This is a genomic window from Streptomyces sp. KL116D (assembly GCF_030766975.1).
In the GTDB taxonomy this organism is placed as follows: Bacteria; Actinomycetota; Actinomycetes; order Streptomycetales; family Streptomycetaceae; genus Streptomyces; species Streptomyces longispororuber_A.
Genome location: NZ_JASERH010000035.1, coordinates 73,117 through 87,250 on the forward strand (window position 1 = coordinate 73,117; position 14,134 = coordinate 87,250).

Genomic DNA, 14,134 nt, shown 5'->3' on the forward strand with positions numbered 1-14,134 from the left:
GACGCTCGGGCGGTCATCCCGGCCTCCCGGGCCGTGCCATCATCGACCATCGATCGACCAGTGGAGTCCGGAGTGGGAGGGCGCGTGGCGATGGAGGCCGGCCCTCGTGACACCGCACCAGGCGGGGAGCAGCTGAGCTCCGACGGTCCTGAGACGACCCCGGACGGCGTGATCGCCGACGGTCCCACCGCCGACGAGATCGCCGCGCAGGACGAGGCCGCCGAGGTGGAGGTCGAGCTGCGCCCGCAGCGCCGGCTCCGCATCTGGCAGCTCGCGCCCATCGTGATGCTCGCCACCATCGGCTCCCTGATGTTCGCGTTCCCGCTGTTCTTCGAGTTCGGCGACGGCGGCGCGGTCGTGGCGATGCTCGGCCTGCTGATCAGCTCCTGCGCCGCGGGCTGGGGCATGATGGCCGCCCGCCGGGTGGGCTACACGCTGCCCGGTCTGCCGCCGCGCGGCAGCGGCCGATGGCCGGACTGGCGCGTCGTCGGCGCCTACGTCGTGGTGGTCGCGGCCGTGGCGGTCCTCGCCGTCTGGCGCGTCGCCCGGCTCCGCTGACCGCCCGCCCCGCCGGGTTGTCGGCGCCATCTCGTACGATCGAGAAATGACCACCTTCCTCAAGGGCCACGGGACCGAGAACGACTTCGTGATCATCCCGGACGCGGAGAACGCGATCGAGCTGTCCCCGGCCACCGTGGCGGCCCTGTGCGACCGTCGCGCCGGTATCGGCGGGGACGGCGTCCTGCACGTCGTGCGCTCCGCGGCCCACCCCGAGGCGCGCCACCTGGCGGCCGAGGCGGAGTGGTTCATGGACTACCGGAACGGGGACGGTTCGATCGCCGAGATGTGCGGCAACGGCGTGCGGGTCTTCGCCCGCTACCTGCAGCACGCGGGGCACGCCACCGAGGGCGACATCGCCGTGGCGACCCGCGGCGGCGTCAAGCGGGTCCACATCGACAAGGAAGGCCTGATCACGGTCGGCATGGGCCGGGCCGCACTGCCCGAGGGAGAGGTCACCGTCACCGTCGACGACCGCTCCTGGCCCGCCCGGAACGTGAACATGGGCAACCCGCACGCGATCGCCTTCGTGGCCGACCTCGCCCACGCGGGCACCCTGTACGATCCGCCCCCCTTTGCGCCGGCGAACGTGTATCCGGAGGGTGTGAACGTCGAATTCGTCGTCGACCGCGGCCCCCGGCACGTCGCCATGCGCGTGCACGAGCGCGGCTCGGGCGAGACCCGCTCGTGCGGGACCGGCGCGTGCGCGGTGGCCGTCGCCACGGCCCGCAGGGACGGCCTCGACCCGGCCGTGACCGGCGCCCCCGTCACGTACGACATCGACCTTCCCGGTGGCCGGCTGACGATCACCGAGCGGCCCGACGGAGAGATCGAGATGACCGGGCCCGCGGTGATCGTGGCCGAGGGCGAGCTCGACGCGGACTGGTTCGCGGCAATCGAAACCGTAAACCCGTGAACTGTCGCTCGAATGGGTGATCCGTTTCACGCTGGGCGAGAGCGGGACTGCGCCACGTGATGGGCTCGGTAGCATCAAGCACCGGTCCGGACGGGTGCCCCTGCGAGCCCGCCACCGGTCGACAAAGCCGGAGGTGCTCATGAGTGCGGAGGCGACCAACCCCGCGACGCCGGGGCCGATCACGCCCGGAGCGCACCGTCGGCGCGGCCGCCCACGGATCGACCTGCGCCGTCTGGGCCGCGCCGCGCTCCTCGGCCCCACCACCCGCGACCGGCTCCCGGACGCCATCGGCCACGTCGTCGAGGCCCACCGCGCGCACCATCCGGACGCCGTGCTGGACCCGCTGCGCCGGGCCTACGTGCTCGCCGAGTCCTCGCACCGCGGCCAGATGCGCAAGAGCGGCGAGCCGTACATCACGCACCCCCTCGCGGTGACGCTGATCCTGGCCGAGCTGGGCGCGGAGACCACCACGCTCACCGCCTCCCTCCTGCACGACACCGTCGAGGACACGGAGGTGACCCTCGACCAGGTGCGCGAGCAGTTCGGCGAGGAGGTCGCCTATCTCGTCGACGGCGTCACCAAACTGGAGAAGGTCGACTACGGCGCCGCCGCCGAGCCCGAGACCTTCCGCAAGATGCTGGTCGCGACGGGCAACGACGTCCGCGTCATGTCGATCAAACTCGCCGACCGCCTGCACAACATGCGCACCCTCGGCGTCATGCGCCAGGAGAAACAGGAGCGGATCGCCAAGGTCACCCGCGACGTCCTCATCCCGCTCGCCGAGCGACTCGGCGTCCAGGCCCTGAAGACCGAGCTGGAGGACCTCGTCTTCGCGATCCTGCACCCCGAGGAGTACGCGGAGACCCGCGCGCTGATGGCGGCCAACGCCGCGCGCGACGACGACCCGCTCGCCGCGATCGCCGAAGAGGTGCGCAGTGTGCTGCGCGAGGCGGGCCTGAGCGCCGAAGTCCTCATCCGGCCCCGGCACTTCGTGTCCGTCCACCGCGTCCGGCGCAAGCGCGGCGAACTGCGCGGCGCCGACTTCGGCCGCCTCCTCGTCCTCGTCGGCGAGGACGCCGACTGCTACGGCGTGCTCGGCGAACTCCACACCTGTTTCACGCCCGTCGTCTCGGAGTTCAAGGACTTCATCGCCGTACCGAAGTTCAACCTGTACCAGTCGCTGCACACCGCCGTCGCCCGCGCCGACGGCGAGGTCGCCGAAGTCCTCATCCGCACGCACCAGATGCACAAGGTCGCGGAGGCGGGCGTCGTCGCGCTCGGCAACCCGTACGCGCCGTCCGGCGAGGAGCACCTCGACACCCTCGGCGAGCGCTCCGACCCCACCCGTCCCGGCTGGCTCTCCCGCCTGCTCGACTGGCAGCAGTCCGCGCCCGACGCCGACACCTTCTGGTCGACGCTCAGGGAGGACCTCGCGCAGGACCGCGAGATCACCGTCTTCCGGCCCGACGGCGGCACCATCGGCCTCCCCGCGGGCGCCAGTTGCGTCGACGCCGCGTACGCGCAGTACGGCGAGGACGCCCACGCCGTCATCGGCGCACGGGTCAACGGACGCCTGGCGACGCTCAGTACGGTCCTCAGCGACGGCGACACCGTCCAGCTCCTGATGGACCACATGGAGAGCGGCGCAGCCTCCGAACCGTCCCGCGACTGGCTCGACCACGCGCGCACGCCCGCCGCCCGCATCGCCATCCGCCGCTGGCTCACCGCGCACCCGGAGGGGCCGCGCGACACGGAGCCCGCACCGCGCGCCCCGTACAGCGGCCCCTCCGCCCGCCCCGCCGCCGCGAACGCCGTCGTCGAGCAGCCCGGCGCCACCGTCCGCCTCGCGGGCTGTTGTACGCCCGTGCCGCCCGACGAGATCACCGCGTTCGCCGTCCGCGGCGGCGCCGTCACCGTGCACCGCGTCGAGTGCTCGGGGGCGCAGCGCATGAAGAACGCCGGCCGCCCGGAGGTCGGCGTGCACTGGGCGGACGCGGCGACCGCCGAGTACCGGGTGACCCTCCTCGCTGAATCCTTCAGCCGCCCGCACCTGCTGGCCGACCTCACCGAAGCCATAGCGCTGGAGGGCGTCGCCATCATCTCGGCGACCGTCGAACCCCCCGCCCAGGGCCGGGTCCGGCACACGTACACGCTGCAACTCCCGGACGCCACCCACCTCCAGGCCCTGATGCGGGCGATGCGGAACGTGCCGGGCGTGTACGACGTGGGGCGCGCGCAGCACGCCGCGACGGGCGCCCTGTAAGCCGACCCGGGGCCTCGTTCGGGTGGTGCGGCGCGTGCCGCCCGGGCCGCGGGAGCGCGCGCTGATAGCGGTAGTTCATGCTGCTCAGCTCCCGAACGTCCCGCACCGCCGCGCTGCTCGCCGCCGGTGCCTCCGTCGCCCTCCTCGCCGCGGCCGCGCCCCGCCCGGCCACCCCGCTCGGACTCGGCGACCGGCTGTTCCCGCACCTCGGCAACCCCGGCTACGACGTGCAGTCGTACGACATCGCGCTCACGTACAAGGGCGACAACCGCAAGCCGCTCGACGCCGTCACCAAGATCGACGCCCGGGCGACGGACCGGCTCGACCGGGTCAACCTCGACTTCTCGCACGGCACCGTGCGGTCCGTGGAGGTCAACGGCGCCCCCGCCGACTTCGCGACCGGCGGCGAGGACCTGATCGTCACGCCCGCCCGCCCCGTCGTGGCCGGCGAACCTTTGCGCATCACCGTCCGGCACACCAGCGACCCCATGCCGGGCAAGGAGGAGATCGGCTGGGTGCGCACCAAGGACGGACTCGCCATGGCCAACCAGGCCGACGCCGGACACCGGGTGTTCCCGAGCAACGACCACCCCTCCGACAAGGCCTACTTCACCTTCCGCATCACCGCCCCCAAGGGCCTCACCGCCGTCGCCAACGGCGTCCCCATGGCCACGACGCGGCAGGCCGGCGCCACCCGCTGGTCCTACCGGACGCTCCACCCGATGGCCACCGAGCTCGCCCAGGTCTCCATCGGCCGCTCCGCGGTGCTCCACCAGCAGGGCCCGCACGGCCTGCCCGTACGCGACGTCGTACCGGCCAAGGACGTCAAGGCGCTGCGGCCGTGGCTGAAGAAGACGCCCGGCCAGATCTCCTGGATGGAGGGGAAGGTCGGCCGCTACCCCTTCGAGAACTACGGCCTGCTCGTCGCCGAGGCCACCACCGGTTTCGAACTCGAGACGCAGACGCTCTCCCTCTTCGAGAAGGACCTGTTCACCGAGCCCGGCTACCCGGAGTGGTACATCGACTCGATCATGGTCCACGAGCTGGCGCACCAGTGGTTCGGCGACAGTGTCAGCCCGCGCACCTGGTCCGACCTGTGGCTCAACGAGGGCCACGCCACCTGGTACGAGGCCCAGTACGCGGAGGAGAAGGCGGACCAGCCGATGGTGACGCGGATGCGGGACGCCTACCGCGACTCCGACGGCTGGCGCGCGGCCGGCGGCCCGCCCGCCGCGCCGAAGGGCCCCGAGAGCGGCGAGAAGATCAGCATCTTCCGGCCGGTCGTCTACGACGGCAGCGCCCTCGTCCTCTACGCGCTGCGCCAGGAGATCGGCAAGGACGCCTTCGACCGGCTGGAACGGCAGTGGGTGGCCACCCACCGTGACTCCACGGCCACGACGGCGGACTTCACCGGCCTCGCCGCACGGATCGCGGGACGCGACCTGACCGGCTTCTTCGACGCCTGGCTCTACGGCCGGAAGACGCCGCCGATGCCCGGACACCCCGACTGGAAGAGCCGGCCGGTGGAGAAGTAGGCCGGAATTCCGGGCTTCGGACCCGATGATCGCGGGCAATAACCCGGATGACGAGACGGCCCGTACCGTGCGACCATCTTCAGGTCGACGGCACGGGCCGACGGCGGTCACCGAACCGGCTCCTCCGGGAATCCCCGGGCCGGGCCGAGCGTTGACACAGAGGACGGGCGAGCGCCCGTCACGTTTCCCGCATCCCACTGACGTAAGGATCCAATGACCTCCTCTTCTTCCCCTTCCCAGGACGCGCAGAGCTTCGCGCAGAACCACCCCGAAGGTCTTCGGGCCGATGCCCTGATGGAAGAGGACGTCGCCTGGAGCCACGAGATCGACGGAGAGCGGGACGGCGATCAGCTCGACCGCTCCGAGCGCGCGGCCCTGCGCCGCGTCGCGGGCCTCTCCACCGAGCTCGAGGACGTCACCGAGGTCGAGTACCGACAGCTCCGCCTGGAGCGCGTGGTCCTCGTCGGCGTCTGGACGTCGGGAACGGTTCATGACGCGGAGAACTCCCTCGCGGAGCTCGCCGCCCTCGCCGAGACCGCCGGTGCCCTCGTGCTCGACGGCGTCATCCAGCGCCGGGACAAGCCCGACGCGGCGACGTACATCGGCTCGGGCAAGGCCCAGGAGCTGCGCGACATCGTCCTCGAGACCGGTGCCGACACCGTCGTGTGCGACGGTGAGCTCAGCCCCGGCCAGCTCATCCACCTCGAAGACGTCGTCAAGGTCAAGGTGGTCGACCGGACCGCCCTGATCCTCGACATCTTCGCCCAGCACGCCAAGTCCCGAGAGGGCAAGGCGCAGGTCGCGCTCGCGCAGATGCAGTACATGCTGCCGCGCCTGCGCGGTTGGGGTCAGTCGCTCTCCCGGCAGATGGGTGGCGGTGGCTCCTCCGGCTCCGGCGGTGGCATGGCCACCCGTGGTCCCGGTGAGACCAAGATCGAGACGGACCGGCGTCGGATCCGCGAGAAGATGGCGAAGATGCGCCGGGAGATCGCGGAGATGAAGACGGGCCGCGACATCAAGCGCCAGGAGCGCAAGCGGAACAAGGTGCCGTCGGTCGCCATCGCCGGATACACCAACGCGGGCAAGTCCTCGCTGCTCAACCGCCTCACGGGCGCGGGCGTGCTGGTGGAGAACGCGCTGTTCGCCACCCTCGACCCGACCGTGCGCCGGGCCGAGACGCCGAGCGGCCGGCTGTACACGCTGGCCGACACCGTCGGCTTCGTCCGGCACCTTCCGCACCACCTCGTCGAGGCGTTCCGCTCCACGATGGAGGAGGTCGGCGACTCCGACCTGATCCTGCACGTGGTCGACGGCTCGCACCCGGTGCCGGAGGAGCAGCTCGCCGCGGTGCGCGAGGTCATCCGTGACGTCGGCGCCACCAAGGTGCCGGAGATCGTGGTGATCAACAAGGCGGACGCGGCGGACCCCCTGGTCCTCCAGCGGCTGCTGCGTGTCGAGAAGCACGCGATCGCCGTCTCCGCCCGCACGGGCGCCGGCATCGACGAGCTGCTCGCGCTCATCGACGCCGAACTGCCGCGGCCCTCGGTCGAGATCGAGGCCCTCGTGCCGTACACGCACGGCCAGCTGGTCGCGCGGGCGCACACCGACGGCGAGGTGATCTCCGAGGAGCACACCCCGGAGGGCACGCTCCTGAAGGCGCGCGTCCACGAGGAACTCGCGGCGGAATTCGCGCCGTACGTGCCGACGGGCGCCGCCGGCTGACGTCCAGCAGTACTACGGGAAAGGGCCCCTCCCCGGTCACCCGGGGAGGGGCCCTTTCCCGTGGGACCCGGCCGTCGCTCGGGTCCCACGGGCAACCGCCCTACTGGCTGCCGTACTTCTCGCTCATCGTGTCGAAGACCTGCTGGGCCTCCTGGCCCAACTGCGGTCCGGCGAGCCAGGTGTTGTCGGGCGGGCCGATCGACGTGTTCGACACCAGGACGGTCTTGCCGCCGTCGTTGCGGAACCAGCCGCCGCCGGACGAACCACCGGTCATGGTGCAGCCGATGCGGTACATCGTCGGGTCCGTCGAGTTCAGCGCGAGCCGGCCCGGACGGTCGAGGCACTTGTTCATCAGCAGGCCGTCGAACGGCGGCGCGGCCGGGTAGCCCCAGGCGCCCATCGAGCCGACCGACTGCACGGAGGGCGTGGAGAAGTCCACCTCCAGCGCGTTCCCGACCGTCTCCTCCAGGGACTTGGTGCCCTGCTCAGGCTTCATGTGCAGCACCGCGAAGTCGTACGGCGCGCCCGCGCCGCCCGACTCGGCACCCTGGTCGATCCACTCGTTCGACGTGGAGGCCCAGTCCGCCCAGTACGTGCCGTACGGCGCGATCTCCTGCTGCGACGCGTTGCGCAGGGCGTCGGCCGACTTGCCGAGGTCGTTGTACGACGGGACGAACGCGATGTTGCGGTACCAGCCGCCCGCCGAACCGGCGTGGACGCAGTGGCCCGCGGTCCACACGAGGTTCGACTTGCCGGGGTTGCGCGGGTCCTTCACGACGGTGCCGGAGCAGACCATCGAACCCTCGGGGGAGTCGAAGAAGACCTTGCCGACCGGCGCCGCGTTCTCGTGGTACGGCGTCTTCTCGGCCTGCGCCTTCACCGGGGAGGGCTCCGGGTCGGAGACGCCCTGGTCGGTCGAGTAGTCCTTCGCCGCGATCGTCTTGTCCGGGTCCTTGGCGGACTTCATCCGCTCGGGCTTCCACAGGCCCTCGATGACCGGGTTGACGAAGTCCTTGGCCTCGCGCAGCCAGTCGTCCTTGTCCCAGTTCTTCCAGGCCCCGTTCTTCCACTTGTCGGGGTCGATGCCGTGCTTCTTCAGCTGGCCGGCGATGTCACCCGGCAGCTTCGCGCCGCTGTCGGAGCCCTGCGACGTGGTGGCCGCGGGCTTGTCGCCCGAGGCATTGCTGTCCTTGCTGTCGTTGCAGCCGGTGGCGGTGAGCGCCAGGACCGCGACGATGCCGGTCGCGGCGAGAACGGAACGCCGCCCCCGGCCGCGCGCGACGGACGGACGTATGGAACGCATGGTGCGATTACCCCCGATGGAAATCTGTCATGAGCGTGTCATTCCGGGACGGGTGACCCTGTGAACCCGCTGAGACACAGCACCCCACTATGCCCGTGAGGTCGAGGACGAACGGCGGCGGGGTGGTGAAGATTCCTCCACCCCGCCGCTCCGGCATCACTGCCCGGCGAACTTCTTGCTCACGGCGTCATAGATCCCCTTGGCCTCCTTGCCCAGCCGCGGACCGGCCAGCCACCCCGCCGTCACCGGACCGATCGAGGTGTTGGACACCAGCGCCGGCTTGCCGTCCGAACCCTGGCCGACCCAGCCGCCACCGGACGAACCACCCGTCATCGTGCAGCCGATGCGGTACATCGTCGGGTCCGTCGTGTTCAGCGAGAGCCGGCCCGGCTTGTCCGCGCACTGGAACAGCTTCTGCCCGTCGAACGGCGGCGCCGCCGGGTAGCCCTTCGCCGTCAGCTGCGAGATCTTCGGCACCGCCGGCGCGTTGAAGTTCACCGGAAGCGCCGAACCGACCGTCTCCTCCAGCGACTTGCCCGAACTGCCCTTCTCCGGCGTCACGTGAATGGACGCGAAGTCGAACGGAGCGCCCGCCCCGCCCGTCGGGCCGCCCTGCTCGATCCACTGGTCGGACGTCTGCGCCCAGTCACCCCACCAGACACCGTACGGAGCGACCTCCTCCTTCGGCGCGCCCTGCAGCTCGGCCGCCGACTTGCCGCTGTCGTTGTACGAGGGCACGAACGCGATGTTGCGGTACCAGCCGCCGTTCTTGCCCGCGTGCACGCAGTGGCCCGCGGTCCAGATCATGTTGGACTTGCCCGGGTGCGCCGGGTCGGTGACCACGGTCGCCGAGCACACCATCGAACCCTCGGGCCCGTCGAAGAACAGCTTGCCCGCGTACGGCGCGCTGCCGTGGTACGGGCTGGCGACCGCCGCGGCCTCGACCGGCTTCGGCGTCGGGTCCGTCACGCCCTGGTCGCCGGAGAGATCGCTGTCGTCGACCTCGTTGTCCGGGTTCTTGTCGGCGTCACGCATCCGGTCCGAGTCCCACAGACCGTCGATGATGGGATTGACGTAGTCCTGCGCCTCACGCAGCCACTTGTCCTTGTCCCAGTTCTTCCACTCGCCGTTCTTCCACTTGTCCAGATCGATCCCGTGCTCCTTGAGCCGGTCCTTGAGCTCGTCCGGGATCTTGATCGTGTCACCGCCCGCGGGAGCCGAGGCGGTCGGCTTGTCACTCGCGTCGTCCTCGCTCGGACCGCAGGCCGTGGCGGTCAGGGCGAGCACCGCGCCGAGCGCAACTGCCGCCGCCACGGGGGACGTTCTGCCGCGCACGCCCCTCGCGCGGCGAGCGGCGAACAGCGGGCGTATGGGTCGCATGTCGTGAATCCCCCTGGGCTTCGAGATCGTTGCAGTGCCGTACGTGTGCGGTGGACGAGCGGCGCCGCCCCTCCGCCGAACGGCACCCCACACTATGCCGGTGCCGTCGGGGACGACCGACGGAACAGCAACGGTTCCGTCACGGAGGGATCATGCGCGCCCTACGGATCGTTGAGGCACGGCACCGCTGGCAGAGACGGGACAGAGACGGGACAGAGACGGGACAGAGACGGGACAGAGACGGGGCGTGGGCCACGGTCGGGCTGGGACGACGCCCGCTGCCCGCAGGGACGAGGCCGCGATTCTCAGAGATGAGGCCGCGATGCTCAGGGGCGGCGCCGTACGAATCGCCGGGGCCCGGCGCCGAACGACTCGGCGGGCGTCGCCGCAGGGCTCGTCGGTGCGCGGCTCCGCGCGACGAGGGCCGCACGCAGCACCCGGGCCGGGGAGAACGGCGCAGCGTACGTCGGCGTCGGCCGCGTGGCCGGCGGTGCGCGGCAAAGGTCTCGTCATGAGTCTCCGTTCGACCCGTGTTCCTACGGGCGCATCGTCGTTAGTGCGTACGGGGGATCCGCAGTCGGCGTTCAGTCCTCGAACCGTCCTGGTGTCCTGCCGGACGGTTCCTTCGGTCTGCGCACACCGACTCGCTCCGCCCACCGGTGAGTCGACGGGCCCCGTCGGCCGTATATCCAGCGGGAGGACCAACAGCCGTGGCCGTGACCGATCCTGCGCCCCTTCCGGTGCCCGCCCCGTACGACGGGGAGACGCGGGGGACGCCTGCCCGTGAAGGCGTCGCGCACGAAGGGATCCTGCGCCGCCAGTCCGCGCGGGAGTCCGCGGCGCGCACCTATGCGCGCGCGCTGCCGATCGTGCCGGTACGGGCCCGTGGGCTCACCATCGAAGGCGCCGACGGCCGCCGGTATCTGGACTGCCTCTCCGGCGCCGGCACCCTCGCGCTCGGCCACAACCACCCCGTCGTCCTCGAAGCGATCCGCAAGGTGCTCGACTCGGGCGCCCCGCTCCACGTCCTCGACCTGGCCACCCCCGTCAAGGACGACTTCACCACCGAGCTGTTCCGCACCCTGCCGCCCGCCCTCGCCGACCGGGCCCGCATCCAGTTCTGCGGACCGGCCGGGACGGACGCCGTCGAAGCGGCCCTGAAACTGGTCCGCACCGCCACCGGACGCTCCGGCCTGCTCGCCTTCACCGGCGCCTATCACGGGATGACCGCGGGGGCCCTCGAAGCATCGGGCGGCGCACAGGACGTCCGCGTCACGCGCCTGCCCTATCCGCAGGACTACCGCTGCCCCTTCGGCATCGGCGGACCGCGCGGCGCCGAACTCGCCGCCCGCTGGACGCGGTCGCTCCTCGACGACACCAAGTCGGGGGTGCCGCACCCGGCGGGCATGATCCTCGAACCCGTCCAGGGGGAGGGCGGCGTGATCCCCGCGCCTGACGCCTGGCTGCGCCGCATGCGGACCCTCACCGAAGAGCACTCGATCCCGCTGATCGCCGACGAGGTACAGACCGGCGTCGGCCGTACCGGGGCCTTCTGGGCCGTCGAGCACAGCGGCATCGTCCCGGACGTGATGGTGCTGTCCAAGGCGATCGGCGGCAGCCTCCCGCTCGCCGTGATCGTCTACCGGGACGACCTCGACGTCTGGCGGCCCGGCGCCCACGCGGGCACCTTCCGCGGCAACCAACTCGCGATGGCCGCCGGCGCCGCCACCCTCGCCCACGTCCGCGAGAACCACCTCGCCCAGCGCGCCGCCGACCTCGGCGCCCGTATGCTCGGCCAACTCCAGGCCCTGGCCAAGGAGTTCCCCTGCATCGGCGACGTCCGCGGCCGCGGCCTGATGATCGGCGTCGAACTGGTCGACCCGGAGGGCGGCCCCGCCCCGGCCCACCCCGGCACCACCCCGTCCACGGGCGTCCCGACCCCCACCGTCTCGGACCCCCTCCTCGACGGCCCGGGCGCGGGCCCGCTCCCCGCCGCCCCGGCCCTCGCCGCGGCCGTGCGGGACGCCTGCCTCGACCGGGGCCTGATCGTCGAGCTCGGCGGCCGCCACTCCAGCGTCGTACGCCTCCTGCCACCCCTGACGATCTCCGACGAACAGGCCGCGGCCGTCGTCGACCGCCTCGCGGACGCCCTCGCCGCCGTGGCCCGCGCCCATCACGCCTAGCCGTCGGACCAGCCGACGGCACACCCCCGCCGCCACCGACGGCACACCGGACCAGCCGGACCCGCGCCACACGGAGCCCACCACCCCACGCAAGGAAGCCCTCTTGAACGCCACTCCCACATCCGACGGCCGTCCCCGCCCTCCTGCCGGCGGCGCCTGCGACACGCAGCCTCCGCCCGCGCCGGAACGCGAAACGGTCCCCCGGCAGAAGGGCAGCGGCCAAGAGGCCGAACGTCCGCACACTCCCACCCTCGACCTCCTTGACCATCCGGACCCGGCAACCGCCGCCCAGGCCGCGGCAGTCGAGAACCTCCTGCGCTGCTGGGTACGCGAGAACAACATCGCTCCTCCTTCCCGCGGCGCCCTCCGCATCGCCCTCCCCGCGAGCGGCGCCGCCCTTCTCGTCCCCATCCACTACTGGTCCCCGGCCGGCTGGCACCGCTTCGGCCTCCCCTACCTGGAGGACGGCCCCCGCAGCGCCCCCTGCGTCGACGCCGTGACCCTTGCGGCACTCCTCAGCCGGGAGTCGGGTCCTGAGGAGACGGCGACTGAGGACTTGGTGTCGGCGGGGCCTGAGGAGACGCCGGCTGAGGACTCGGTGGCAGCCGGTCCTGGAGGGGCGGCGACTGAGGGCTGGGTCCCGGGAGGGGGTGAGGCCGGAGCCAGGGCTCGCGCCCAGCCCGACGCGCCCGCCCGACTTAGCCCGCCCGAGTCGACCGGTACCGCGGTCGACCCCGTCACCCCGGCCGTCGGCCAACCGCAGCCCGCCGCCCCCCGCGCCGCGCCCCCCTCCGGCGACGGCGGCGACCTGGTCGGCCGGGTCGCCGACTCGGTGCGCCGCACCGCGGACTTCATCGCCGACCGACGCCGCCGACCGTCCGACACCCCGGACCGCTTCCTCGCCGCGGAACAGTCGCTCCTCCTCGGCCACCCCCTGCACCCGACGCCGAAGAGTCGTGAGGGACTCTCCGAGGGCGAATCCCACCTCTACTCACCGGAGTTGCGCGGCTCCTTCCCGCTGCATTGGATCGCGGTCGCCCCCGAACTCCTCGCCCAGGACTCGGCCTGGACCGAACGCGGCCGCACCATCACCGCCGCCCACCTCACCTCCCAACTCGCCGGCCCCAAGCTTTCCTTGCCCGACGGCCATGCCGCCCTGCCCATGCACCCCTGGCAGATCCGCGAACTCCAGCACCGGCCCGCCACCGCCGCCCTCCTGGACGCCGGCCTGCTGCGCGATCTCGGCCCGCTCGGCACGCCCTGGTACCCCACCTCCTCCGTCCGCACCCTGTACCGCCCCGGCGCGCCCGCCATGCTGAAGCTCTCGCTCGGCCTGCGCATCACCAACTCCCGCCGCGAGAACCTCCGCAAGGAACTCCACCGAGGCGTCGAGGTCCACCGCCTGCTCCGCACCGGCCTGGCCGAGCAGTGGCACGCCGCCCACCCCGGCTTCGACATCGTCCGGGACCCGGCCTGGCTCGCAGTCGACGACGCCGCGGGCAACCCCGTCCCCGGCCTGGACGTCATGATCCGCAACAACCCCTTCGGCCCCGGCGACGACGCTGCCTGCGTCGCCGGATTCGTCTCGCCCCGGCCGACCGTCACCCCGGCGGTCCGCGGCGGCCGGGCCCCCATGAGCTCCCGCCTCGCCGACACGATCACCCGCCTCGCGGCCCTGACCGGACGACCCGGCGGAGCCGTGGCCACCGAGTGGTTCCTGCGCTACCTCGAACACGTCGTACGCCCCGTGCTCTGGCTCGACAGCGAAGCCGGCATCGCCCTGGAAGCCCACCAGCAGAACACGCTTCTGCTGCTCGACTCCGACGGCTGGCCCATCGGCGGCTACTACCGCGACAACCAGGGCTACTACTTCCGAGAGTCCCGACGCGCCGAACTCGACCAGCGACTCCCCGGGATCGGCGCGGACAGCGACACGTTCGTCTCCGACGCAGTGACCGACGAACGCTTCGCCTACTACCTCGCCATCAACAACGTCCTCGGCCTGATCGGAGCCTTCGGCTCCCAACAACTGGCCGACGAAAGGCTGTTGCTCGCCGCCTTCCGTCGCTTCCTCGGCGAAGCCGCCGCCGGACCCTTCCGGTTGCGCAGCCCCCTGCCCGGCCTGCTGCTGGACTCACCCACCCTCCGCTGCAAGGCGAACCTGCTCACGCGCCTGCACGGCCTCGACGAACTCATCGGCCCCGTCGACACCCAGTCCGTCTACGTCACCATCACCAACCCCCTCCATTCCTGAACCCCGGAGAACCGAGGACC

General features: G+C 71.9%; 9 protein-coding genes. 7 read left to right on the forward strand and 2 right to left on the reverse strand.

Annotated features, from left to right (window positions below; genetic code table 11):
* Positions 1 to 90 precede the first annotated feature (90 nt).
* The 5 genes from RBJ77_RS13580 to hflX all read left to right on the forward strand — a co-directional run bounded on the left by RBJ77_RS13580 (position 91) and on the right by hflX (position 6,994).
* A complete protein-coding gene (locus RBJ77_RS13580; protein ID WP_255975205.1) occupies positions 91 to 558 on the forward strand; it encodes a hypothetical protein in 468 nt (155 codons plus the stop codon).
* 46 nt (positions 559 to 604) lie between these two features.
* Positions 605 to 1,474, forward strand: coding sequence for a diaminopimelate epimerase (gene dapF, locus RBJ77_RS13585; RefSeq protein ID WP_372345238.1), 870 nt, complete (start codon positions 605 to 607; stop codon positions 1,472 to 1,474).
* Positions 1,475 to 1,613: 139 nt separating this feature from the next.
* On the forward strand, positions 1,614 to 3,737 hold the full coding sequence (locus RBJ77_RS13590) for a bifunctional (p)ppGpp synthetase/guanosine-3',5'-bis(diphosphate) 3'-pyrophosphohydrolase (protein ID WP_372345239.1): 2,124 nt from the start codon (positions 1,614 to 1,616) through the stop codon (positions 3,735 to 3,737).
* A gap of 77 nt (positions 3,738 to 3,814) precedes the next feature.
* Positions 3,815 to 5,272: a M1 family metallopeptidase gene (locus RBJ77_RS13595; protein ID WP_372345240.1), complete on the forward strand. Its 1,458-nt coding sequence runs from the start codon at positions 3,815 to 3,817 to the stop codon at positions 5,270 to 5,272.
* Between the two features lie 213 nt (positions 5,273 to 5,485).
* Complete coding sequence (hflX, locus tag RBJ77_RS13600) at positions 5,486 to 6,994, forward strand: GTPase HflX (RefSeq protein ID WP_372345241.1); 1,509 nt, start codon at positions 5,486 to 5,488, stop codon at positions 6,992 to 6,994.
* A gap of 100 nt (positions 6,995 to 7,094) precedes the next feature.
* Here hflX and RBJ77_RS13605 read toward each other — a convergent pair whose 3' ends face one another.
* Entirely contained in the window at positions 7,095 to 8,297 is a 1,203-nt protein-coding gene (locus RBJ77_RS13605; RefSeq protein ID WP_372345242.1) for a serine protease, read from the reverse strand.
* Positions 8,298 to 8,453: 156 nt separating this feature from the next.
* Positions 8,454 to 9,677, reverse strand: coding sequence for a serine protease (locus RBJ77_RS13610; RefSeq protein ID WP_372345243.1), 1,224 nt, complete (start codon positions 9,675 to 9,677; stop codon positions 8,454 to 8,456).
* 710 nt (positions 9,678 to 10,387) lie between these two features.
* Here RBJ77_RS13610 and RBJ77_RS13615 point away from each other — a divergent pair.
* Entirely contained in the window at positions 10,388 to 11,860 is a 1,473-nt protein-coding gene (locus RBJ77_RS13615; protein WP_372345244.1) for a diaminobutyrate--2-oxoglutarate transaminase family protein, read from the forward strand.
* A gap of 103 nt (positions 11,861 to 11,963) precedes the next feature.
* Positions 11,964 to 14,114 carry an IucA/IucC family siderophore biosynthesis protein gene (locus tag RBJ77_RS13620; RefSeq protein WP_372345245.1) on the forward strand — a complete coding sequence of 717 codons (2,151 nt, stop codon included), beginning with the start codon at positions 11,964 to 11,966 and terminating at the stop codon, positions 14,112 to 14,114.
* The last annotated feature ends 20 nt before the right edge of the window (positions 14,115 to 14,134 follow it).

Excerpts from the sequence above, each read along its gene's own strand:
- RBJ77_RS13590 (WP_372345239.1), top strand. The coding sequence starts at position 1,614 with ATGAGTGCGGAGGCGACCAACCCCGCGACGCCGGGGCCGATCACGCCC.
- RBJ77_RS13605 (WP_372345242.1), bottom strand. The coding sequence starts at position 8,297 with ATGCGTTCCATACGTCCGTCCGTCGCGCGCGGCCGGGGGCGGCGTTCC.
- dapF (WP_372345238.1), top strand. The coding sequence starts at position 605 with ATGACCACCTTCCTCAAGGGCCACGGGACCGAGAACGACTTCGTGATC.
- RBJ77_RS13610 (WP_372345243.1), bottom strand. The coding sequence starts at position 9,677 with ATGCGACCCATACGCCCGCTGTTCGCCGCTCGCCGCGCGAGGGGCGTG.
- RBJ77_RS13595 (WP_372345240.1), top strand. The coding sequence starts at position 3,815 with ATGCTGCTCAGCTCCCGAACGTCCCGCACCGCCGCGCTGCTCGCCGCC.
- RBJ77_RS13580 (WP_255975205.1), top strand. The coding sequence starts at position 91 with ATGGAGGCCGGCCCTCGTGACACCGCACCAGGCGGGGAGCAGCTGAGC.
- hflX (WP_372345241.1), top strand. The coding sequence starts at position 5,486 with ATGACCTCCTCTTCTTCCCCTTCCCAGGACGCGCAGAGCTTCGCGCAG.